The sequence below is a fragment of the Nocardia sp. bgisy118 genome (assembly GCF_057708605.1).
On sequence record NZ_JBYISM010000050.1, the window covers coordinates 1 to 21,879 of the forward strand.

The window sequence follows — 21,879 nt, forward strand, 5'->3', positions numbered from 1 at the left end:
TCGTCGTCTGCCGACAGCCCGCCTTTGTTGCTGCCCGTTCGCCTTGACGGCCAGATAGCTCCCCGCTAGGTGGCCGCCAGTGGGGAATCTCAACTGGCCGCTGACATATGGTCGGAGCACGGCGCGCCCTCTGGTGGTCAGCGACCCCGACCGCGCTCCAACACTCTGCGACAACATATTCACCACCCGATGGTCCGCAACCGAATCACTCGCACGCCCCCACCTGCCCCGGTCGAATGTCCGATAGTCGGCATAGGACGTTCGTCGGTCACGCCCAACCTGCCAGACACTCGCCGAAGGACGTCAGATTCCGCCGATACCAGCAGATCTCGGTCTCGGCGTCTGAGCTAGAGTTCACCGATAACCGCCCCCAGGATTCACCAGCGGAGCTGGTGTGGCTATAGGTCCCGCCACACGATCTCGACCGAGGATGTGTCGAACCGCCACGCCTTGCGGTTCTGGTCGACCCATTTCGCGGCATACACCCGCGCGGGTTTGACGATGACCCTCTCGATCAGCCGCGCGGCGGCCTCATGCCGCCAGCGCGCACCCTTCCTATCCCACGCCTGACGCAACTCGCCCGGCGTGGACCCGATATCGGCCAGCACAGCGAGGGCTTGTGCGCCACGCAACGAATCCTGTTCGGCACGAAGCGCTTTCAGCGCCTGTTTCAGTCCCGTGATGGTGCGTTCGATCACCCGCAAATCGTCTTCGTCACCGGCCCCGGTCAGCATCTCGGTGCGGCGGTCGGTTTCGGCATCCAGATTCCCCGCCGTCGTCTCGATGCGCTGTTGCAGTTCCGCGATGCGCCCGGCGTTGTCGTTCCCGCGATCCAGCCGGGCCAGGATCTCCGGGTGCTCGTACGCGGCGATCACCTGCTGCGCGACGTACATCTCCAACGCGCCCGCATCCCGGAACACCCGCCCGCACCCACACGCCACCTTCGCTGAATCCTTGGCCCGGCACCCATACCGGCGCTGAACAACGGTGCCGTTCTTGCGTTCACGCTCCAACTGCGAACCCACCATCCACGTGCCGCAATACTGCCCCGCCCGCTCGCGGCCCTCGCCCCAGGTGCCGCCGCACTCGGCTAGAGCGTGTCTCCAAGTAGGCGTCAGGGACGTAGCCATTGGTCGATGGCCGCGATCTGGATGACGGCGAGGTAGCGGGTGGCGAGTTTCTCGTAGCGGGTCGCGACGGCACGGTGGTGTTTGAGTCGGAGGATGCCGCGTTCGATGGTGTTTCGGTGCCGATAGCTCTCGGGGTCGAACGCTGTTGGGTGCCCGCCCGCGCGGCCGCGGTTGCGGCGATTGCGTGCTTGATCGGCAGGGACTGGGATCGTGGCCGCGATACCGCGTTCACGCAGGTGGGCACGGTTGGCGGCCGAGGAGTATGCCTTGTCGGCGAGGCCCCGGTCCGGGCGGACCCGTGGGCGTCCGGCCCCGAGGCGAGGCACAGCGATGCCGTCGAGGACCGCCGCGAATTGCGGGCTGTCACCGGCTTGACCGGCGGTGAGCAGCAGCGACAACGGCCGCAGACCGTGTTCGCAGGCAAGATGTAATTTGGTGCCCCACCCGCCACGGGAACGCCCGAGGGCGTGATCGTCGGGCTCGTGATGATGCCCGCCGGGTGGTTCGGCTTGTCGGTGGCCGTCGCGGCGGGCTCCGGCGGCGTGGGGATGGGCGCGCATGACCGTGGAGTCCACGCTGACCAGCCAGCCGATCTGTCCTGTCGCGTCTGCGATTGCCTGGAGTTGCCGCAATATCGCGGCCCATACCCCGGCGCGGCTCCACCGTCGGAACAGTGCGTAGATGGCCTGCCAGGACCCGTAGCCCGGCGGGATGTCACGCCAGGGGCAGCCGACCCGGATCCGCCACCGGATACCGTCGACCAGACGCCGTCGTGGCCATCTCGATGGTCGGCCGGGTCGTTTCGGGGCAGGCAGCAGCGGTTCCAGCCGTGCCCATTGGGCATCGGTCAGGTCCGCTCGCGCACTCACCGCTAGGGTGGTCACGAGGTCTCCGGTGTTCAGTTGGATCTTGGTCGATCAACCAGATACCGGAGACCTCGCCACTTTTCAAAACCCCGTCACCGCAACGAGTCTCAGACCTGCGGTTTCACTTGGAGACACGCTCTAGCCCGGTCAACCAATACTCGCCGTTACGGTGCCGGGGACGATCCGGCTCCTCGAGACGGCGGTGCGCGGTCAAAGCTGCTCGCATCGCGTCCTGCTCGGTGCGGGTGAAAATGCCCGGCCACTGCACACGATGCCGGGTATCGGTGCGCTCGTGCACCCGAATGCCGTTGCCCTCCGGGTTGTTCAAGCACTCACACCGGGCACCGGTCGCGTCGGTGTGCTCACCCAGGTCATAGACCACATACGCCTCCAACAGCAGCAGGTGAGACAGTTTGCCCACCCGCCACTGCCCGCCCTGGGAGGTGGTGATCCCCCGGGCGTTCCAATCGGTGATGATCGTGGTCTGGGACTCGCCGTTGATCACCCGGTCCCGGCCCTCCTCGAGAACCGCTACCTCCTCGGCCCGCAACGCATACCGATCCAAAATGTCGGCACCGGTAATCGGGTGTGTGCCAACGACTTTGCCGTACCCGAAGCGGCGTGCACCGCCCTGCATCACCCCCTTGGCAGCCTCCTCGCCCATCCGGTCCAGGAGGTTTTCGGTGTTGGTTTCCCGGTACTCGGCGGCTTCGGAGACCTTCACCATGAAATTCTTCCGGCCTGCGCCCGTGGTTAAGTCGTACTCGGTGTCCTTCATGAACACATACCGCACCCCCTCGTCCCCGGCTCGACCGGACCGATGTCGGGGACCACCTGGCCTTCGGCGCGGTATCCACTTCTGTCTGGGCAGCGCGCTGGCCCGGCTGGAAGCCACCGCCGCCATCGCGGAGATCATGCGTCGCGCCCCGTCACTGACCTCGGCCGGGACGCCGGAGCGCATCGCCAGCCCGGTGCTCCGAGGCCTGCGCAGTCAACCCGTCCGCCTCGGCGCCCTGACAGCACCGAATCACCCTGGGCGATAGATCTCGTCGAACACCATCAGCTGGGCGGCGGTCAGCAGCGATCGAGCCTCGGCCAGGAGGCTCTCTCCTTGCTGCACGTGGAAGGGCCACCGGCACTCGTGTGACATCTCGAGATGAGCTCGGCTCTTGTCGGGGTCCACCGGCAGGCCGTCGGCTCCGACGAGGTAGGCCAGGCCGAGCTGGAAATGGGCATTGCCCTGCGCGAAGTGGTCGTCGTCGTAACGAAGAGAGGAACATTCGAGAAGGTCATCGGCGAAGGAACCGGCCTCGGGGTGGCCGAAGTCTGCTGCGACATTGAGCAGTTTGTAGAGCAGTACGTCCACTTCTACCGCGTCGGCATCCGCCGATTCGAGCAAGAACAGGGCATCGACGTCACCCGCCCGAGCCGACGCCACGTACTGCCGGAACGACGGGGAGCAACCTGGGCCCGGGCTCACGACATACCCGCCCTGGTTCTCGAACGGCGATGCGCTGTCGGCAACTGTCATATTCGGCACTGTAGAGCCCGGCACCGACAGCCGGAGCGCGATGGTTGGGGTATGCCGTGTCTTGCCGCCCAGGTCAAGCGGCCGCTCCCCCAGTTGGCCCCTCCCCCGCTGCACGTGGCACCGCGCCTTCTCCGCGCATCGGCGCCGCGCTGCTCGGTCACCTCGAAATCCAGACCACCCGCGGCTACGTCGCGGTCTTCGAGGAGGATGTGGTCCGCCACTACCCGGAATTCCTCGACCGGCGGCGCGCTCAACGCCCCGCCGAGGAATACCGCAAACCGACCGAAGACGAGTGGGCTGGCTTCGAGGAGCACTTCGACAAACGACGCGTCGAATTCGGATCCTGCGGGCGCCCCTACGGCACCAGCCGCCGGCACGAACCCTCCTGCTTCTCTGAACTAACTGGCCGTGCCCATTCGGCGTCGGTCGAGCGCACTCGTGCACCCGATGACCGGTCAATTGGTCAGATCGTGCTGATCTACCAACTGGGCGTAATCCGTGTGGATTTCTCCATCGAGCAGTTTCCGGTAGAAGGCGTTCATCGCCGCGGCGGCTGGTGCGTGTCGGGTCAGGATCGCGGTCACCGTCGGAGCCACGTCGCCGGGATATGGCCAGCCGCGCAGTGGAGTACACACTCGTTACGGGCGAGGGGGCCGCCGCTGGTCGGTATCGGTATCACCCCGGGGTGAACAAACCTCGCCCGGATTCTCGAGCCGCGGGCGCAACCGCGGTCTGCGGGGGCCGGTGATCGTCCGGTGACGTTTTGGCCTGTCAGGCGCGGTCGTGGAGAGTGACCTGGTAGCCGTCGGGGTCGGCGAAGGTGAATGTCCGACCGAAGGGGCCGTCGATCGGTGCGGAGACGATGGTGTGACCGTCGGCGACCAGAGCATCGTGAATGGCTTGGACGTCTGTGGCGTGGAGCCAGATCGCGGCACCGATGCCGGGCTGAGCAGCGGATGCGAGATCGGTGCCGGGAACGATGTCGCGGAGTGCGAACGCGATCGGCTTCGTCTCGAAGACGACGGCGTGCGGAGGTCCGGCCTGCGAGCGGACGAGGCCGAGGTACTGCTCGTAGAACACCTGCGAAGCGTCGAGGTCGCGCGCTTGGAGTGAGATGAAGTCGGGGCCGGTGGCGGGCATGATGATGCTCCTTCTCTTCGTGTCAGGTTTCTGACACGGATCAATTTATGTCAGAATACTGACATGAGTCAAGACGGTGTCGGCGTCGACCTGGAGACGTCACTGGGCTACCTGCTGAAAGAGGCGTCGAGCGCGCTACGTGTAGCTATGGAGGAGGTGTTGCGGCCGCTCGGGATGAGCGTGACGCACTACTCCTGCCTCGAGCTGCTGGCTCAACGACCGGGCTTGTCGAATTCCGAGCTCGCGCGGGGCGCGTTCGTGACCCGGCAGACGATGAACGTGCTGCTCCAGGCCCTGGAACGAGACGGCTACGTGACCAGGCCTGCGCAGGCACCCGTCGGGAAGGTTCTTCCCACGCGGCTCACGCCTCGCGGCCGGCGGAGCCTCGAGAAGGCGACCATAGCGGTCCGGTCCGTCGAGGTCAGAATGCTGGCCGGCCTGGCCGAGACCGAGCAGTCGGACGCGTTCCGGATCCTGCACAGCATGATCCATTCCCTGCACGATGGCAACGACGGTGCATAGCTCGCTTTCCCGGCACACGTCTCGCCGCGCCCGGAAAGGAGTGCGGCCATCCCTGCAGGCAACTTCGACACCGACAGACCCCGACTACACCCTCCTTTTGCGATGAGCCTGATTGTCGGCATGCCGAGGCTGATGAATGACGGTTCGCCGGGCTGCTTCTCGTCGAGTTGGGCCAGTTTGCCTTCAGCACCGGCGAGGCTTACGTGCAGGCCTTCGATCTCGCCGAGCCATCCCTCTCGCCCTGCTTCGCTGATCCGGGTGGTGAGGTTGTCTCGGATTTGTTCCAGCCGAGTGCGTTGTTGCGGATCCGGCCACGGGAGCGAACATCGACACAGACTTCTATGAACTTGATTCTCATGGGGCAGAGCTTCTTCCGGAGATCGAGCCGAACGTGGGCATTCCGAGTCCCGTTGCTGCCGTGGTGCGTTGGAGAGTGGAATCGATCTGGGCGAGTTTGCCTTTGACGCCGCTGTAGCTGATTTGGAGTCCTTCTACTTCGCCGAGCCAGCCCTCGCGTTTGGCGTCGATGATGCGGGCTTCGAGGTTGTCGTGGATCTCTTCGAGCCGCGCCCGCTGGGCGGGGTCCGGTCGAAGGAGCGAGCACCTCACGCAAGCTTCTCTGAACTAGGGGTTGTCCTGCGTGGACTGTTGGGTAGCCTGCGGTCGTGGGAACGGGACCGAACACCGCCGGCTGGCTGGAAGACACGCGGACGTCCTACGACACCGTCGCTGCTATTTATGCAGATCTGACGCGTCACCTTCTGGATGAAACGCCCGATGAGCGCGCTGTCCTGGCGTTGTTCGCCGACCAGGTGCGTGCCGAGGGCGGGGGCCCAGTTGCGGACGTGGGGTGTGGGGCGGGGAGGATCACCGCTCACCTATCCCGGCTGGGCGTCGACGCGTTCGGAATCGACCTGTCGCCCAGGATGATCGAGGTGGCCCGGCGTGATCACCCCGGCCTCCGGTTCGATCTCGGCTCTATGACCGACCTCGCCTTCGGCGACGCCTCGATGGCTGGTCTGGTCGCCTGGTACTCGCTGATCCACGTTCCCGACGACGAGATCAGTTCGGTCTTCGCGCACTTCCAGCGAGTAGTTCGGCCCGGTGGACCGTTGTTACTCGGCTTCCATGTCGGTGACGAGTCGCAGTTGAAGACGCAGGGCTATGGCGGGCACCAGATGAACATATATGTCCATCGTCGCCAGCACGGCCAGATGATTGCGTGGCTCAACGATGCTGGCTTCGTCGTCGAGACACACAGAACTCTCACCTCAGCCGAGAGCACGCTCGGGGGGATCATTCTCGCGCGCCGCCAGGTTGACGATCTCGAAGAGTGAATCGATCGAGTTCGCGCCGCCTGGGAGCCAGTTGTGCAATTCGTTCCCTCGCGTCGCAAGGCTGCCGCGGAGTTGTTCGACCTCGCCGAGCGAGCGTTCGCACTTGGCCTATCATCTGTCGCACTGATTCAATCATCATGGGGCAGAAGACCTTCCAGAGATCGAACCGAACGTGGGCATCCCGAGGTCAGTTCCTGCCGCCGTTCGTTGGAGTCTGGCGTCGATCTGGGCGAGCTTGTCCTTGACGCCGCTGTAGCTGACCTGCAGGCTTCGCCGAGCCAGCCTTCGCGTTTGGCTTCGATGATGCGGGCTTCGAGGTTGTCGCGGATCTCTTCCAACCGGGGGCGTTGGGCGGGGTCCAGCCGTAGAAGTGAACATCTTACACATGCGTGCTCATGAATACAGGGGAGAAGCGAACGCTCGCGCGCGGGTCCCAACGGAGACTTTCCGCTTCTCGAAGTGCGCGAGGAAGGCGTCCCATTCCTGGTCGATGGGTGTGCGGTATTCCTGGCTGGGGCATTCGAACCGGTCGCCGTCGTCGGGCCACCGGCAGGCGCAGCCGCAGGAACAGCGGTTCGGGAACAGCCACTGGTCAGATCGATCGGGCCCAGCAGCGGCTCGCACGACAGGAACCGCACCGCGGCGGGACCGGCGAGCAGGTCGGTGATGCAGTGGGTGACCGCACCGTTTTCCACCGACCTGCCCAGCCAAAGGTTCGGCCGGAGCGCCAGCCCGCGCTCGACCTGCTCCGGGTCACGGGCACCGAGCCGCTTCGCCGCCGCATCGTGCAGCGGTAAACAGAACCGATTCTGTTTGGTAGAAATTCGTGCAGATCGCTTCTTGCGCAATCTAATTCATCGGACAATGGCATCTCGATGGGTACTTCTTCTGTTGGCGTTATCGAGGTGCCTCGCCGGTTTCGTCGTGCGACAATTCCGTTCCGGTTCAGGAATTCGAGGGAGCGCGCATGCAGATCCGTTCCGGCCCAGCTGTACTCGTCGTCACGGTCCTGACAACGCTGGCGCTATCGTCGTGCGGCTCCGACGCAGCGGACCGCGGCGATGCTCCGCCGTCATCGGCGCCGGTCCCCGCACCACAGTCATCGGTGGCTACTTCGTCGGCAGCGTCGGCTACGACGTCCGAACAGCAGGGCCCGACGATCCCTCCGCAGGGGGCGCCGATCACCACGAAGCCCCAACTGACCATCGCGACACCTTCGGTCGTTGCACCCTCGCCGCAAAAGCCGGAGGCACAAACGACTGTCCCCGTACCACAGACGTCAGTCGGCATCACGACCTCTCAGCGTCTGATCGTGCCCGGCATGCCGCCGATCGCGACAACTCCTCCGCCACCGACTCTTCCGCCGCTCACAGCGCGACAAGCACCCTCCAGCCGACCGGAACCGAGTTCCGGCAACGCGGAGCGCTGACCGATGACACAGCGGCAGGAACCGTCTCCGCTGAAGTCGGCGCTGACGCTCGCGGGGGCATTGGCGTCGCAGGCAGCGGTGCTCGTACCGGTCCTCTACTATTTCGGCGCGGTGTACACCCGCGCCTGGTATGGCTATTTCGGCATCGACTCGGGGCTGCTCGGCTACTCGATCACCGATTTTCTGCGGCGATCGATCACTCCCACGTTCTGGCCGGTTGTCCTCGGCATGGTGATGGTGCTGATTCTGGTGGCGTCCCGGGACGTGCCGTTACTGCTGGCCCGGCGGACCCGCAACGAGACTCGAGCGCTTCGGATTTGGTACGTGGCGATGCTGGCGCTGGGAGTGGCGGCGCTCGCGGTGGCCCCGATCATCCGGTTGACCGCGGTGCCGTCGTGGTTTCCGCCGAACAATTACCTGCTGCCGGGATCGCTGGTCGTCGGGAGTGTCTTGCTCGGCTATGTCATTACGCTTCGGTCCAGCAATCCGGGCCTGTGGCAGACTCCGCCGAGCCCAGGACTTCTGCCGCCGAGGCCTCGGCCGACGAATCAGTCAAGCACGATCGTGATCATGATCGCGCTGTTCACCCTCGGACTGGCCGGATTGATGTGGATCACCGGGGCCTACGCCTCCGACCAAGGGCTCACGGATGCTCGAAACCTGGCTCGATCCCAATTCGCCGACCAGCCCTCGGTCGTCGTGTTCAGCGTCGACCGGCTCGCCATCCTCGGCACCGGTGTAGAGGTCGGCGAAATCGACATACCCGGCGAGAAATACCGCTTCTACTACGGGGGTGTGCGACTACTCGACCGAACTGCCGACGCCTACTTCGTCATACCCCAGCAGTGGGAAGCACGGCGCGACCGCGTCTTCATCATCCCCCGCGCCGACACCATCCGGATAGATCTCGACGCCACACACAACAAATAGGGCGACATCCCAGCCGCGGCGCCCTCACTCGAACCCCGACATCGGGCTGGTATCAACCGGTTTCACGCCCTGACACGGAGCGCCGATGTGTGGGCGAGGGCTTGTCGTAGACCAGCGAGTACCTCCAGAAGAGCCTGCGACGGATGCGAGCTCCCCGGAGATGCTCCCCGGCAACAACGCGAATTTCCGAGAGTGTCTCGCGGGGTGGCGCTGTCGGTGCCGTCATCTCGAGGGGGAAATGGTCCGTCGGCCGTGGATGCTTCAGAACTCCGATGACCATATTGGCCACGGTGGCCACGAGTCCTATTGCGAGATCGACTACCCCCGATTCCCGGTAGCACCCGATGACGACGAGGCGGCCGCCAGGAGCCAGGCAGCGATCGAGATCGCGCAAGGTCTGCGTGAGTGGAAGGTGATGAAGGCTGGCCACCAGTGTGATCGCATCCCACTGACGAGCCGGGTCGCGTTGGTCGAATCGTCGTTGTTCGATCACTACGGAAGGGATGTCGGCGAAGCGCGCTGCCGCCACGCGTGCCGCTTCGGGGTCCGGCTCGATCCCGGTCACGTGTTCGACCCGCACCCGGAGACGGCCGATCAGATTGCCTGTGCCGCACCCGATGTCCAGAACGCTGCGGGCTTTGCTCGACGCGACTCGATCGACCACCCAACCTCCGTAGAAGTCGTTGTGACTCCATGGACGCCGTCTGTTGAACCGATAGATGCGTGAAATCAAGGTCACCGCTCCACCGTACGATCATCCGTGTGGTCACCGGCACCGCTACGCCGAACTGTGGGCCGGTCTCGGCTGCGCCACCACCCGGCCGCTGATTCGCGAAATCCCGCTGCGCACTGTCGGCGCGAAGGCCCGCGGCCGCAACGACTCTCGGCGACGCGGCCGCGGGCCTCGGCCCTGGTCAGGCCGCCTTGTACTTGCGCAGGTACTCGCCGGTCAGGGAGGTAGGGTGGGTCAACAGGTCGGCGGGGGTGCCGGTGAAGACGATTCGGCCGCCGTCCTTTCCGCCGTCCGGGCCCAGATCGATCACCCAGTCGGAGTGGGCGACGACGTCGAGGTTGTGCTCGATGACGACGACGGTGTTTCCGCGTTCGACGAGTCCGTCCATGAGCGCGAGCAGGGTGTCGACATCGGACATGTGCAGGCCGGTGGTCGGCTCGTCCAGCACGTAGATCGACCCGGTATTCTGCAACTGGGTGGCCAGCTTGATGCGCTGGCGTTCGCCGCCGGACAGCGTGCTCATCGCCTGGCCCAGGCTCAGGTACTCCAGGCCGACCTCGTTCATGGTGCGCAACTTGCCATTCAGCGCCTTCTCCGGGAAGAAGCCGAGCGCCTCCTCCGCCGGCATCTCCAGCACGTCGGCGATCGACTTGTCGCGCAACGTGTGCCCGAGCACGCCCTCGGAGAAGCGGCGGCCGTCGCAGGCGTCGCAGTGTGTGGCGACCGGGTCCATGTACGCGATCTCGGTGACGACCACACCGCGGCCCTCGCACTGTTGGCAGGCGCCGTGGGAGTTGAAGCTGAACAGGCTCGGCGACTCCCCCGTCGCCTTGGCGAAAAGCTTGCGAATCGGGTCCATCAATCCCAGGTAGGTCGCCGGCGTCGAGCGGGAGGACGCGGCAATGGGCGACTGGTCGACGAACAGCGCCTCGGGATGCTCGCGCACGAACACGTCGCGGATGAGGCTGCTCTTGCCCGAGCCCGCCACGCCGGTGACGGAGGTCAGTACCCCGGTGGGGATGGCGACGGTGACATCGCGCAGGTTGTGCACGCCGGCGTTCTCGATCAGCAACTCGCCCGCGGCGGCACGGAAGGTGTCCTTGACAGTGAACGGCCTGCGCAGACCAGCACCGGTGGGGGTGTCGGCGTCGCGCAGCTCGGCGAAGCTGCCCTGGAACACCACCCGTCCGCCGTGCACGCCTGCGCGCGGGCCGACATCGACGATGTGGTCGGCGATCTGGATGACGTCCGGATCGTGCTCGACCACCAGCACGGTGTTGCCCTTGTCCCGCAGCGCTTTCAGAAGATCGTTGAGCCTGCCGACGTCGCGCGGGTGCAGTCCGACGCTCGGTTCGTCGAAGATGTAGGTCATCCCGATCAACGTGCTGGACAGATGCTTGATCATCTTCAGCCGCTGTCCCTCACCGCCGGAAAGGGTCGAGGTGGGGCGATCCAAGCTCAGGTATCCGAGACCGATGTCGGCCACCCGCCGCAGCGCGGTACGGATGGCGTCGGCCAGGCCGAGCGCCGCGGGGTCGGTGATCTCGTCGAGCACCGCCATGAGATCGGTGATCTGCATCCCCGACCAGTCGGCGATATTGCGGTCGCCGATCTTGGTGGCGAGTGCGGCGGCGTTGAGCCGCGCGCCCCGACAGGTCGAGCAGACGCCCTCGGTGAGGAACTTCTGCATCTGCTCGCGGGTCTTCTCGCTGAGCGTCGAGGTGTCGCGCTGCAGTCGGGTGCGGGTGAACTTCGCGGCGAGTCCCTCGTAGTCGGCCTTCCAGGTGCCCTTCGCGAAGGTGAGCTCCACCTTGCCGCCGCTGCCGTACAGGAAGTCCTGGTACTCGGCCTCGGTGTAGTCGGCCAGCTTCTTGTCCAGGTCGAACCGGCCGGAATTGCCGTAGAGCTGCCAATCACCGCTGCCCACACCGTAACCGGGGAGCAGGATGGCCCCTTCGTTGAGCGATTTGCCACGGTCCACCAGGCGATCCGGGTCCGCGCGCACCGTCATGCCGAGCCCGTCGCAGTCCGGGCACATGCCTTGGGGGACGTTGAACGAGTAGTTGTAGACGAATCCGGCCGAGGGTGAACCGAATCGGGCGAACATGGCGCGCACCATCGAGTAGATGTCCGTCATGGTGCCGACCGTGGAGCGCGGGCCGCCACCGACCGGTTGCTGATCGATGATGACCGGCGCTGTCAGGTTCTCGATCGCCTCGGCGTGCGGGCGCTCGTACCGCGGCAGGAAGTTCAGGACGAACGCCGGGAAGGTGGCGTAGAGCTGGCGCTGCGATTCCACGGCGATGGTGTCGAACACGATGGACGACTTGCCCGACCCGGACACGCCGGTGAAAAGGGTGATCTTGTTCTTGGGGATCTCGAGCGAGACGTCGCGCAGGTTGTGCTCGCTGGCCCCGAGCACCCGGATGACATCGACGGAGGCGGTCGATTCGGTAGATGGCATGCCGAACACCATGCCATCGCGGGCCGACAAAATGGCGAGGGTGAAGTGATGTAGATCACAGAAGCCGCTCGATGATCGGGCCGAACTGTTCCATGCTGTTCTCCAGCACGGTGATGTAGCTGAATCCGAAGCGCTCGCGCAGTTCCCGGACGCGGTCGGCGCCCTCCTCGAGGGAGCCGATCAGCAGAGTCGGGATCCGCTCGGGGTGGTCGGCGGCCGAGGGCGGCAGCGCCGGTGCGTAAGCATCGGCCAGCGCGGGCCAGTCCGCGCGCGAGACCACCCGCTGGATGAGCAGATTCAGTTCCACCTCGCCCGCACGTGCGCCGAGCAGCCCGTCGACATAAGCCACCCGCTCGGTGGTGGTGTCCTCGTCGGCGAGCTGCACCGGGCCGCCGGGCGTCGCTCCCCCGCCCGCGAAGGCGATGATGTCGGCCTGCTCGGCCGCGAGCTTCAACAGCCGGTCGCCCCAGCCTGCCAGCAGCAGCGGCGGTCCGGACGGCTGCGCCGGGCGCGGCTGGTAGTCCGGGTCGGCGAACAACCTGCGCAGCGTCGTGACGGTGTGCTCGAGATGACGCACCCGCTTACCGCCGCTCTGGAAAGGGATTCCGGCGGCGTCGAACTCGGCCCGCACGTAGCCCGCGCCGAGCCCGAGTTCCACGCGCCCGTCGGTCAGCTGGTCCGCGCCCGCCGCGTCGCGGGCCAGCAGCACCGGGTTGTAGAAGGCGGTGTTGAGCACGAAGGTGTTGAGCCGCACGCGTTCGGTGGCCTCGGCCGCCACGATCATGGCGGGAAACGGCGCGGGCAGGCCGAGATGATCGGCGACGCCGACCACGTCGAAGCCGAGTTCCTCGGCCCTGCGGCATTTTTCGATCCACCGGGACCTGGACTCGGGTACCACCATGTTCACGCCGAAACGGAAGGGACGCTGCACAGTCACCGGTCCTGTCTACCCGTTGGCGCGACCCGCCCGCCACCCGGCAAAGTGTGCGCTCAGCACTCCGCGAGCGCACTCGCCGTGACGGCGACGCCGAGGCCGAGCAGCGCCACCGCCGCGCTGAGCGCGGGAACCGGACGTCGTGCCGCTTCGCGGAGGTATCGGCGCCACTCCGCCCCGCGGAAATATCGACGCATCGCGGCAGTGTCGAGTCGTGCGGGACGGCGCGCTCCGCTGTCGGCGTGCGCGGCGTCGCGATCCCTGCGGAACACGCGACGCACGAGCCCGAGGGCCGCGAGGATCAGAGTGGCGGTCACCATGTCCGAACCCCTAGGCGCCGAGCACGTTCGACGCCGGACGCGGCACGGCCGGGCGGGTGCGGACACCCGGCGCGTGCACGACGCCGAAGGCGAGCAGGCTCTCCGCGGTGTCGAGCACGGTCTCCCGGACGGGACGCATGGTCCAGCCGAGCTCCGTGCGCGCCTTGTTCGCGCTGACCATCTCGGTGCGGCCGAGCACCGGAAGCGCCAGCCGAACGCCCTTGTCGAATCGCGCGACGAGCCGGATCAGCCAGTCGGGCAGCACGCGGGTGGGCACCCGCAGGCCGCGCGGGTTGTATTCGTCGGCCAGGATCTGGGCCAGCTCGGCCATCCACACCGCATCGGACGCGCAGATGTACCGATTGCCCGCCGCCTGCGGCAGTTCCATCGCCAGCCGATGCGCCACGGCGAGGTCACGCACGTCGACCGGGGTCCAGCCGGTGCGCATCGAGCCGGGCACATCCCGCGCCATCAGCCGCCGAATCGGTTCGTGCGAGGTGCTGGTGACGGGGCTCTGTAGCGGGCCGAGCACCATACCCGGGTTCACCGCGGCCAGCTCGAGTCCACGCTCGGCGGGCAGGCCGCCGACGAACTCCCACGCCGCTCGCTCGGCCAGCGTCTTGCTCTTCTGGTAGGGCGGAATCCGGCCGACCACCGACCAATCCGCCTCCGTACGCACGGCGTCGGTGTCGTGGCCGTAGGCGATCGCGGCGACCGAGGAGGTCAGCACCACCCGTCGCACGCCCGGCTCGGCGGCGGCCGCGCGCAGCACCCGCAGCGTGCCCTGGACGGCCGGTTCGACGAGTTCGTTCTCGTCGTCGGGAATGTACGACGGGAACGGCGAGGCCACGTGCACCACGTACGCGCAGTCCGCGACGGCCTCGGCCCACCCGGCGTCGCGGCCCAGGTCGGCGGCGACGAACTCGAGGTCCGCGCCGAGGCGCCGCGCGAGCTCGGTGAGGTGCGCGCGCTTGCCGGTGTTCGCCAAGTCGCGCACGGTGGCGCGGACATGGTAGCCGTGCTCGAGAAGGTCGGCGATGACGTGCCCGGCGATGAATCCCGTTGCGCCGGTGACGAGTACCTGCTTGCTCATGTGTTCCACCTGTCAGGGGAAGAGGGGCGCGGCCGGAATCTAAGCGCCGCTCAGATTATCTAAGCACCGCATAGATAGGTTGTCCAGCCCCGGTCGCATACGCTCGGATGGTGAAGCGGACCAGTTACCACCACGGCGCACTGCGTGATGAGCTGATCGCCGCCTGCCTGCGCCTGATCGAAACCGAAGGCATCGCGGCGGTGAGCCTGCGCCGGGTTGCCAGGGAGGCCGGCGTCAGCACCGGCGCGCCGTACCATCATTTCGCGGATCGGGCCGCACTGCTCGCGACGCTGTCCACCAAGGGATTCGAGCTGCTCGGCGCCGAACTCGCCGCCGCGCGAGCCGCCGCGACCGGCTCGCCGCTGGACACCCTCGCCGCGCTGGCGGGCGCCTACGTCCGCTTCTCGCGCGAGCAACCCGGCTACTTCCGGCTGATGTTCCGGCCGGAGCTCTCCCAGCCGGAGAAGCACCCCGACGCCATCGTGGCGGGCGACGCCGCCTTCGCGATCCTGGCCGACGCCATCGGCGAGTGCGTTGCGGCCGGTCTGCTGCCTGCCGACAAGGCGGATATTCTCGGCATCACCTGGTGGGGCATCGGCCACGGGCTCGCCTCGCTGTGGTTGGACGGTCAGCTGGAGAAGCGGGCCGTTCAGCTCGGCACCACCGCGCCCGAACTGGTCGAGGACGTGATGCGCACGGTGTCCTCGCTCCTCGCGCCCGGGTCTTGACGCGGCGCGCCGCATTTCTGACCTAGAGTGGGCGCCAGATGTTTGCTGTTCCGTCACTGCTCGACCCGATTACCGTGATTCGAGAGGGATGACCGGATGTCCGTACAGCAACAGCTCGACCCGATCGTTCAGCAGTTCGTCGACGCGCTCAACGCCAACGATCGCGACCGCTTCCACTCGGTGCTCACCGAGGACGCGACCATGTCCGATGACGGCGTGGAACGCGATGTCGAGCAGTGGACCGATTCGGAGGTCTTCGCCAGCAACGGCCGGATGCAGATCGAATCGGTGACCGACGGCGGCGTCGAATTGCTCGCCGACTACACGAACTCGCGCTGGGGATCGATGCGCACCGCGTGGCGTTTCACCGTGCGCGACGGAAAGATCAGCCGATTCGAGACCGGACAAGCCTGAAACCCTTGCCGTGGCGGCGCCGATCTTGACATTCTGACCACGTGTTCGACGCGCCACGCTACGGCTCGGGTTCCCTGGCCGACTTGTTTCCCTCTGTCCTGGCCTGTCTGGGCGTCCCCGGCGAAGACGATCGGCTCGGCCTCGGACTGTCCGCGCGCCGGGTCTGTGTCCTGCTGGTGGACGGGCTCGGCGCGGAAGCTCTCGCCGCTCACTCGGAGGAGGCGCCGTTCCTGTCGAGCCTCGCCTCGGCCGAGCTGGCGGCGGGGTTCCCGAGCACGACCGCGACCAGCCTGAGCTCCCTCGGCGTCGGGGTCCCGCCGGGTGAGCACGGCATCGTCGGCTATCTGATCAACGTGCCCGGCTACGACCGGTTGGTGAACGCACTGCGCTGGCGATTGCACGGCGAGGGCCCGAAGGTGGATCTGCTGCGCGAGCTGGTGCCCGAGCAGTTCCAGCCCACCGCAACGGTATTCGAACGCGCCGCCCGTGCCGGGATCAGCGTCTCGCAGGTCGCCCCCATGTACCAGGCGGGCTCCGGGCTGACCAGGGCCGTGTTGCGCGGCTGCGCGTTCCGCCCGAGCCTGTCGTTCGGCGACATGGTCGACGGCGTCGCCGAGGCGTTGCGCACGGGCGACCGCTCGCTCGCCTACGCCTATCACGGCGATCTGGACACCACCGGCCATGTGCGCGGTCCGTCCTCCGACGCGTGGCGGCTGGAGCTCGCACACGTGGACCGCTTGGCCGCCACCATCGCCGAACACCTGCCGCCCGGCGCGGCGCTGCTGGTGACCGCCGATCACGGCATGGTGGAGCTGACCGGAACCGTGGACTTCGACGCCGTCGACGCGCTGCGCGCCGGCGTCCACCAGCTCGGTGGCGAACCGCGGGCCCGACACGTCTACACCGTCGAGGGCGCCGTGGACGACGTCGCTGCGGCATGGCGGGAGACGCTCGGCCCCGACTTCGCGGTGCTGCCGCGCGCCGAGGTGATCGAACGCGGCTGGTTCGGGCCTACCGTCGGGCCCGTGGTGGCCGAGCGGATCGGCGATCTCGTCGTCGCGGCGCTCGGACCGCGCGGCGTCATCCGGACCGGGGCCGAACCGCTCCAATCGGCCATGGTCGGCCACCACGGCTCGCTGACCTCGGCCGAGCTCAACGTCCCGCTGCGCACCTGCCTCGCCTGATCGGCCCGCGTCGGCTCGATCAGGGCTTCCGGCGCCGTAGGCACGGCCGACGGGTTCTCCGGGTCCCAGACCAGGCTGGGCCTTGGTGACAATGTAGGGGCGGTCGGCTTGCGGCAGGCCTGCGATGGCCTTGCCGACCAGTTCCTCCGAATGGCCGAGGCCGTACACCGCGGCGGTGTCGATCCACTTGACGCCCACGTCGAGCGCGTGGCGGATCGCGGCGACCGACTCGGCGTCATCCGTGGCACCCCAGCTGAAGGTCCAGCCCGAGCCCGAAACGGCCCACGAACCGAAGCCCAATCGGGTGATGTCCCTGCCGGTACGGCCAAGCGTGACAGTCATGAGTGATGCGCTCGTGCGAATCCGTGAAGCCGGAACCGTTCCGGCGGATTCGACCTTTGCCGATTCGCGCCGGGTCAGGCAGTGCCCGGCTCTGCCTAGGCACGCCATGACGAGACATCCACCCGAGTCGAGAAATGATGGGACACATGAACTTCGACCGACGCGCCGAACTGGGTGAGTTTCTCCGATCGCGCCGCGCCCGCCTCCGCCCGGAGAAGTTCGGACTCACCTCCTACGGGCGGCAGCGCCGGGTTCCCGGACTGCGTCGCGAGGAGCTGGCGCAGCTGGCATCGCGGCGGGCGTCGTAGGTGAACGAGTACAAGTCATTCATAGGGTCGGGCGGGATCTGCCTTCCTCGAATGATGAGCCGGCACCACCACAACGACCTCGACGATCCAAACGGAATCAGGTCCACTCGCTCGATGTCGTCGAACAGGACATGCACCGGCGACTGCGCGGCTTTCCATTTCGAATGATGGTTCCGGTCCTCGAATACCACGTGGGTAGGCGTCCACGTCAACGACTTCATGATGCTCCTGTCACCTTGACATCAACCACCAATCTGCCTTGGGTCAAGATCTTGGCGGGATCTGGCTGGTCACATGGTTGATGCCACGGCTGGTGAGATCGATCGAGAGCGGTCGGATGGACGGCGATCCCGGCGGGCTGAACGCTCAAACGGAACACCCTGGGCTACTGGCGTTGTCGAAGATGACGATCATGACCGAGCTGAACGCTCGGATCGCGTGGTGCGGTTTCTGCGATTGATGCAGAGACGCGGTAAAGACCTGCCCGTCGACGAACAGGCGGACGAGGAATTCTTCCACGCGGAAATGGCCCGGAACGGAGTGACACCAGCCGATGTCGACTGGGATACTGGATCTGGCTCAATTTTCGTGATTGACCCGTTCGGGATGCGCTCGGGCGCTTGATCATTGATGATGTCACGGGCGCTCTGGCCTCGGACCGATGTGATCGAGTCGCGGTCGCGTTTCATTGCGGTTCGGCAAAGGAACCAGTACCCGGTGGGCAGATCTCCTGGACGAACTCGCCGCGGAATGCGTCGAAGATCAGGTCCTTCGTGGCGATGTACTCGGCCATGTAGTCACGTTTGCCGTGTTCGATATTGGCCTCGAGGCTGACCCAGTGTTCCAGAAGAGTGAACGACTGCGGATCGTCTCGGTCCTGGAAGATACGGAATTCCAGGCAGTCGGGGTTGGCGCGAGTTGGACCGGCGATCTTCTCCAGCGCCCGTCGCGCTACGTCGATCTGATCCGGCCGCGCATGCACTCGCACAAGCATGACCAGGGGTCCGGGATGCTTCGGTGACGCCGCAGCGACCCGTGCGGTGACCCCGGAGTGGGTATCTGACATGTGGAAAACATACCTCAATTGGTTCAGTGATCCAAATTAGTGCGATGATCCAAAAATGCTGGCAGAATCGGGCCATGGCCACACGAGCGCGCCGGGCACAGCGGCGCAACCAGGTGCTCTCCCGCGAGCAGATCATCGCTACCGCTATTGAGCTGCTCGACGGCGGCGGCGAGAGCGCGCTGACGGTCCGGGCGCTGACCGAGCGCCTGGCCACCGGAACCGGGGCGATCTACTACCAGGTAGGCGCCCGAGACGAGCTGCTGGATGCCGCGACCGAAACAGTCATCGGCACTGTGCTGGACACCGAGCCCGCCGGGGCCCGGACCACTGCGGGGGACGAGATCCGCGCCGTGGCGCTGGGCCTGTTCGACGCGATCGCCGAACATCAGTGGCTTGCCACGCGCTTGGCCCTGCAGATCACCCGCAATCCATGCGGCCCGGTGACGGTGGGGATCTTCGAGCGGTTCGGCCGGCAGGTGGGGGCACTGGGTGTGCCGCAAGCCGCGTGGTTCGACGCGACTTCGACGCTGGTGCACTACATCCTCGGTGCTCTCGGCCAGAACGCCCGTATGGACGGTGATACCTCGGGTGTCGACCCCCAGGCCGACCGCGGCGAGTTCCTCGGCGCGGTGTCGACCGCGTGGCGGGAACTCGATCCCGACGACTACCCGTTCATGCACGTGATCGCCGGCCAGATGCGTGAGCACGATGACCGCGAACAGTTCCTCACCGGCATCGCCGTCGTCCTCGACGGCATCATCAACCTGCGCTGACCCGTCGAATCCGATCGGGTCAGCGACAATCAGAGGGGAATTTCTTCATGCATGACGTCATAATCGCGGGCGCCGGCCCGATCGGACTGTTCTTGGCCGGCGAACTCGCGGTGGCCGGTTGTGCTGTCCTGGTACTCGAGCAGAACCCGGACCCGGACTCGCCGTTGAAAACACTCCCACTCGGGCTGCGTGGGTTGACCCCCGGTTCCGTCGAAGCGTTCTACCGTCGCGGCATGCTGGACGCACTGCTGAAAGCGTCCGGTGTCGATGCGGCAGCGGTCGGCGCCGTCCCCGATGCCGACCAGACCCCACCTCCCCGGAACGTGAGCCACTTCGCGGGAATAACGCTCGACGCGACCAACATCGAAACCGACGCCCTCCCGCACCGGCTGCCCAGTCCGGCGATGGAACCGATTATGACCAGCCTCGAGGCGGTCACGACGGTGCTGGCGGAGCGGGCCGCCGCGCTCGGTGCGCAGATCGTCCGGGGTGTTCCCGTCACAGCCGTGGCCCAGGACGACGGCGCCGTTGTCGCGACGGCGGGCGGGCACGAGTACCGGGCGCGATGGCTCGTAGGATGCGACGGCGGTCGCAGCGCGGTACGCCGGCTCGCGGGCTTCGAGTTCGTCGGCACCGAGCCGCTGTTCACCGGCTACGTCGCACGAGTCACCTTCGCCGACCCGCAACAGTTGCGCCTCGGGTTCAACCTGACACCGACCGGTATGTACCTGCGCACGCCCTTCGAAGGACACCTGGGCATGATGGACTTCGACGGCGGCACGTTCGACCGCTCACAGCCGCTGACCCGCGAACACCTCCAAGCGGTCCTGCGCCGGGTCTCCGGCACCGAGGTGACACTGACCGAGGTCCACCTCGCCTCCAGCTTCACCGACCGCGCCATGCAGGTCACGACCTACCGCAACGGCCGCGTCCTGCTCGCCGGCGACGCCGCCCACATCCACTCCCCACTCGGCGGCCAAGGGCTCAACCTCGGCATCGGCGACGCGATGAATCTCGGGTGGAAGCTCGCGGCAACCGTGCACGGCTACGCGCCCGACGGACTGCTCGACACCTACACCAGCGAGCGCCACCCCATCGGCGCATCTGTTCTCGACTGGTCCCGGGCCCAGGTCGCAACCATGCAACCGGGCCCCAATGCAGTCGCCCTGCAGCGGCTGGTCCGCGACCTGATGAGCACCCCAGACGGAACCACCCACGTGTATCGGGAAACATCGGGACTGGCCTACCGCTATGGCCTGGGCAGCCGACAGCCCCTCGCCGGCCACACCGCCCCGGACTTTTGCTTCGACGACGACACTCGCCTCGGTGACCTCCTACAGCAAGGACACGGCGTCGCGCTCGACTTCAGCACCGACCACGCACTCCGGGACGCAGCCCAGGGTTGGCAAGGCCGGATCCATTACGCGGCCGGCCCGGTACACGACAACCTCGGTCTCGGCGCCGTACTGATCCGGCCCGACGGCATCGTGGCCTGGGCGGACGACCATGGCCCCGATCCCGAAGCGTTCCAACAAGCCGCGACCCGCTGGTTCGGCCGCCAGGAACACTGACCGCCCGCCAGCAAAGGCGCACGAACCCGCATCCGGACAGCCCAAGCCACTACGCCTGAGCGCCAGCGACATTCAGCGTTTTCCCCGCCACGAGCACCTCGAAGGGGCCATGAGAACCATCACCCGATCGCGATCATCGGTGAACGTCTTGGCGGCTCACCACCGCCCTGTCGGTGACGCTGCAAAATGCTGATCTCGGACCGTTTGCGGTCCTGCTGCCGCACCTGTCCACTCTGAGGATCGAGACCCTGAGTGCGACAGGGACTTCGGTGCGCATCGAGGCGAGCACCCGAGATGAGCCGGCGGCCTGTCCGGGTTGCGAGGTGTCGGCGCGACGAGTTCACAGTCGCTACGAGCGACGGTTGTCCGATACCGAGATCACCGGTCGTGAAGTGGTGATCAGGCTGCGTGTGAGACGTTTGTTCTGTGACAACAATGCTTGCAGCCGAAGGACTTTCGCTGAGGCATTACCGGCGTTGGCGGCGCGGCATGCTCGCCGCACGACCACGCTGCAACGGCTCCAGTGCGCGGTCGCGTTGGCACCGGGCGGCCGGGCCGGCGCCCGGTTGACCCGGCATCCAGCGGTGCGCCGTCTCGTCTTCGACCCGCTGACGGCCACGTAACGCCGCCACCCACCGTGGGAATCTTCGTGGCTATCGCCGGGATCGACCTGAGGGTCATGCGTGGTCCTCAGGTTTTGGGGCGGCGTCGATCTCGGCCATGTGCTCCTCCGCCCACGCCCGCAGCGCGGCCAGCGGATTTTCCAGGGAGAGCCCGAGATCGGTAAGGCGATAGTGAACGCGCGGGGGAACGGTGGGTTCGACGCGGCGGGCGACCAGCCCGTCGCGGGACAGGCTTTGCAGAGTCACCGACAGCATCTTCTGCGATACGCCGGGCATCCGACGCTGCAGTTCGGCGAAGCGCACCTCGCCGGGTGCGGCCTCGGCGAGCAGCTTCACCACCATGGACACCCATTTGGTGCCGAGCCGATCCAGAAGCCGACGGGTCGGGCAGCCCGGAGCGAACAGATCCCCGCGCTGGCCTGTGCTGGTTCGGGTAGTCAC

The 21,879-nt window shown here is 66.5% G+C and carries 24 protein-coding genes and 3 pseudogenes; 12 read left to right on the forward strand and 15 right to left on the reverse strand.

Annotation, left to right across the window (positions count from 1 at the left end):
- Positions 1 to 398: 398 nt before the first annotated feature.
- From AC3EO7_RS36745 to AC3EO7_RS36760, 4 genes are all read right to left on the reverse strand, one after another.
- A complete protein-coding gene (locus tag AC3EO7_RS36745; RefSeq protein WP_435593728.1) occupies positions 399 to 920 on the reverse strand; it encodes a hypothetical protein in 522 nt (173 codons plus the stop codon).
- A gap of 194 nt (positions 921 to 1,114) precedes the next feature.
- Positions 1,115 to 2,014: an IS5 family transposase gene (locus AC3EO7_RS36750; protein ID WP_435593729.1), complete on the reverse strand. Its 900-nt coding sequence runs from the start codon at positions 2,012 to 2,014 to the stop codon at positions 1,115 to 1,117.
- Positions 2,015 to 2,117: 103 nt separating this feature from the next.
- Positions 2,118 to 2,774 (reverse strand): recombinase family protein, encoded by a 657-nt coding sequence (locus tag AC3EO7_RS36755; RefSeq protein WP_435593730.1) that lies wholly within the window; start codon positions 2,772 to 2,774, stop codon positions 2,118 to 2,120.
- Between the two features lie 249 nt (positions 2,775 to 3,023).
- Positions 3,024 to 3,527, reverse strand: a complete 504-nt coding sequence (locus AC3EO7_RS36760; RefSeq protein ID WP_435593731.1) for a hypothetical protein — start codon at positions 3,525 to 3,527, stop codon at positions 3,024 to 3,026.
- Between the two features lie 44 nt (positions 3,528 to 3,571).
- Between AC3EO7_RS36760 and AC3EO7_RS36765 the strand changes: the two genes are divergently transcribed.
- Entirely contained in the window at positions 3,572 to 4,216 is a 645-nt protein-coding gene (locus AC3EO7_RS36765; RefSeq protein ID WP_431970028.1) for a hypothetical protein, read from the forward strand.
- An 82-nt stretch (positions 4,217 to 4,298) separates the two neighbouring features.
- Here the strand turns inward: AC3EO7_RS36765 and AC3EO7_RS36770 are convergent, their stop codons facing one another.
- The gene (locus tag AC3EO7_RS36770) at positions 4,299 to 4,667 is read right to left on the reverse strand and encodes a VOC family protein (protein ID WP_431970029.1); all 369 of its coding nucleotides are present in this window, start codon (positions 4,665 to 4,667) and stop codon (positions 4,299 to 4,301) included.
- Between the two features lie 63 nt (positions 4,668 to 4,730).
- Here AC3EO7_RS36770 and AC3EO7_RS36775 point away from each other — a divergent pair, with 63 nt between their 5' ends.
- Positions 4,731 to 5,189, forward strand: a complete 459-nt coding sequence (locus AC3EO7_RS36775) for a MarR family winged helix-turn-helix transcriptional regulator (RefSeq protein WP_435593732.1) — start codon at positions 4,731 to 4,733, stop codon at positions 5,187 to 5,189.
- Positions 5,190 to 5,543: 354 nt separating this feature from the next.
- On the opposite strand, the gene AC3EO7_RS36780 is transcribed toward AC3EO7_RS36775, so the two are convergent.
- Positions 5,544 to 5,798, reverse strand: coding sequence for a hypothetical protein (locus tag AC3EO7_RS36780; RefSeq protein WP_431970031.1), 255 nt, complete (start codon positions 5,796 to 5,798; stop codon positions 5,544 to 5,546).
- Positions 5,799 to 5,854: 56 nt separating this feature from the next.
- Here AC3EO7_RS36780 and AC3EO7_RS36785 point away from each other — a divergent pair, with 56 nt between their 5' ends.
- Positions 5,855 to 6,526 carry a class I SAM-dependent methyltransferase gene (locus tag AC3EO7_RS36785; RefSeq protein WP_435593733.1) on the forward strand — a complete coding sequence of 224 codons (672 nt, stop codon included), beginning with the start codon at positions 5,855 to 5,857 and terminating at the stop codon, positions 6,524 to 6,526.
- 596 nt (positions 6,527 to 7,122) lie between these two features.
- Here AC3EO7_RS36785 and AC3EO7_RS36790 read toward each other — a convergent pair.
- A pseudogene (locus tag AC3EO7_RS36790) lies at positions 7,123 to 7,374 on the reverse strand (DUF5131 family protein); the annotation flags it as partial.
- A gap of 584 nt (positions 7,375 to 7,958) precedes the next feature.
- Here AC3EO7_RS36790 and AC3EO7_RS36795 point away from each other — a divergent pair.
- Positions 7,959 to 8,885 (forward strand): hypothetical protein, encoded by a 927-nt coding sequence (locus AC3EO7_RS36795; protein WP_435593734.1) that lies wholly within the window; start codon positions 7,959 to 7,961, stop codon positions 8,883 to 8,885.
- Positions 8,886 to 8,937: 52 nt separating this feature from the next.
- Here AC3EO7_RS36795 and AC3EO7_RS36800 read toward each other — a convergent pair whose 3' ends face one another.
- From AC3EO7_RS36800 to AC3EO7_RS36820, 5 genes are all read right to left on the reverse strand, one after another.
- Positions 8,938 to 9,624, reverse strand: coding sequence for a class I SAM-dependent methyltransferase (locus AC3EO7_RS36800; protein WP_435593735.1), 687 nt, complete (start codon positions 9,622 to 9,624; stop codon positions 8,938 to 8,940).
- Between the two features lie 175 nt (positions 9,625 to 9,799).
- Positions 9,800 to 12,082: an ATP-binding cassette domain-containing protein gene (locus tag AC3EO7_RS36805; protein ID WP_435593736.1), complete on the reverse strand. Its 2,283-nt coding sequence runs from the start codon at positions 12,080 to 12,082 to the stop codon at positions 9,800 to 9,802.
- 55 nt (positions 12,083 to 12,137) lie between these two features.
- A complete protein-coding gene (locus AC3EO7_RS36810) occupies positions 12,138 to 13,019 on the reverse strand; it encodes a TIGR03621 family F420-dependent LLM class oxidoreductase (protein ID WP_435593737.1) in 882 nt (293 codons plus the stop codon).
- Positions 13,020 to 13,072: 53 nt separating this feature from the next.
- Positions 13,073 to 13,336, reverse strand: a complete 264-nt coding sequence (locus AC3EO7_RS36815; protein WP_431970037.1) for a hypothetical protein — start codon at positions 13,334 to 13,336, stop codon at positions 13,073 to 13,075.
- Between the two features lie 10 nt (positions 13,337 to 13,346).
- Positions 13,347 to 14,429, reverse strand: a complete 1,083-nt coding sequence (locus AC3EO7_RS36820) for an SDR family oxidoreductase (RefSeq protein WP_435593738.1) — start codon at positions 14,427 to 14,429, stop codon at positions 13,347 to 13,349.
- Positions 14,430 to 14,536: 107 nt separating this feature from the next.
- On the opposite strand from AC3EO7_RS36820, the gene AC3EO7_RS36825 reads away from it, so the two are divergent.
- From AC3EO7_RS36825 to AC3EO7_RS36835, 3 genes are all read left to right on the forward strand, one after another.
- Complete coding sequence (locus tag AC3EO7_RS36825; RefSeq protein WP_431970039.1) at positions 14,537 to 15,157, forward strand: TetR/AcrR family transcriptional regulator; 621 nt, start codon at positions 14,537 to 14,539, stop codon at positions 15,155 to 15,157.
- 96 nt (positions 15,158 to 15,253) lie between these two features.
- The gene (locus AC3EO7_RS36830) at positions 15,254 to 15,571 is read left to right on the forward strand and encodes a nuclear transport factor 2 family protein (RefSeq protein WP_431970040.1); all 318 of its coding nucleotides are present in this window, start codon (positions 15,254 to 15,256) and stop codon (positions 15,569 to 15,571) included.
- A 41-nt stretch (positions 15,572 to 15,612) separates the two neighbouring features.
- Positions 15,613 to 16,755 carry an alkaline phosphatase family protein gene (locus tag AC3EO7_RS36835; RefSeq protein ID WP_431970041.1) on the forward strand — a complete coding sequence of 381 codons (1,143 nt, stop codon included), beginning with the start codon at positions 15,613 to 15,615 and terminating at the stop codon, positions 16,753 to 16,755.
- A gap of 90 nt (positions 16,756 to 16,845) precedes the next feature.
- Here AC3EO7_RS36835 and AC3EO7_RS36840 read toward each other — a convergent pair.
- Positions 16,846 to 17,205: pseudogene (locus tag AC3EO7_RS36840) on the reverse strand (aldo/keto reductase); the annotation flags it as partial.
- 38 nt (positions 17,206 to 17,243) lie between these two features.
- Between AC3EO7_RS36840 and AC3EO7_RS36845 the strand changes: the two are divergent.
- A pseudogene (locus AC3EO7_RS36845) lies at positions 17,244 to 17,387 on the forward strand (transcriptional regulator); the annotation flags it as partial.
- 312 nt (positions 17,388 to 17,699) lie between these two features.
- Positions 17,700 to 18,029, forward strand: coding sequence for a hypothetical protein (locus tag AC3EO7_RS36850; protein ID WP_435593739.1), 330 nt, complete (start codon positions 17,700 to 17,702; stop codon positions 18,027 to 18,029).
- A 61-nt stretch (positions 18,030 to 18,090) separates the two neighbouring features.
- Here AC3EO7_RS36850 and AC3EO7_RS36855 read toward each other — a convergent pair whose 3' ends face one another.
- Entirely contained in the window at positions 18,091 to 18,471 is a 381-nt protein-coding gene (locus tag AC3EO7_RS36855; protein ID WP_435593740.1) for a putative quinol monooxygenase, read from the reverse strand.
- Between the two features lie 74 nt (positions 18,472 to 18,545).
- Here AC3EO7_RS36855 and AC3EO7_RS36860 point away from each other — a divergent pair, with 74 nt between their 5' ends.
- The 3 genes from AC3EO7_RS36860 (at position 18,546) to AC3EO7_RS36870 (ending at position 21,438) form a co-directional block, all read left to right on the forward strand.
- Positions 18,546 to 19,244, forward strand: coding sequence for a TetR/AcrR family transcriptional regulator (locus tag AC3EO7_RS36860; RefSeq protein WP_435593741.1), 699 nt, complete (start codon positions 18,546 to 18,548; stop codon positions 19,242 to 19,244).
- A 47-nt stretch (positions 19,245 to 19,291) separates the two neighbouring features.
- Complete coding sequence (locus tag AC3EO7_RS36865; RefSeq protein ID WP_435593742.1) at positions 19,292 to 20,815, forward strand: FAD-dependent oxidoreductase; 1,524 nt, start codon at positions 19,292 to 19,294, stop codon at positions 20,813 to 20,815.
- A 173-nt stretch (positions 20,816 to 20,988) separates the two neighbouring features.
- Entirely contained in the window at positions 20,989 to 21,438 is a 450-nt protein-coding gene (locus AC3EO7_RS36870) for a transposase family protein (RefSeq protein WP_435593743.1), read from the forward strand.
- A 54-nt stretch (positions 21,439 to 21,492) separates the two neighbouring features.
- Here the strand turns inward: AC3EO7_RS36870 and AC3EO7_RS36875 are convergent, their stop codons facing one another.
- A complete protein-coding gene (locus tag AC3EO7_RS36875; RefSeq protein ID WP_329407197.1) occupies positions 21,493 to 21,879 on the reverse strand; it encodes a winged helix-turn-helix transcriptional regulator in 387 nt (128 codons plus the stop codon).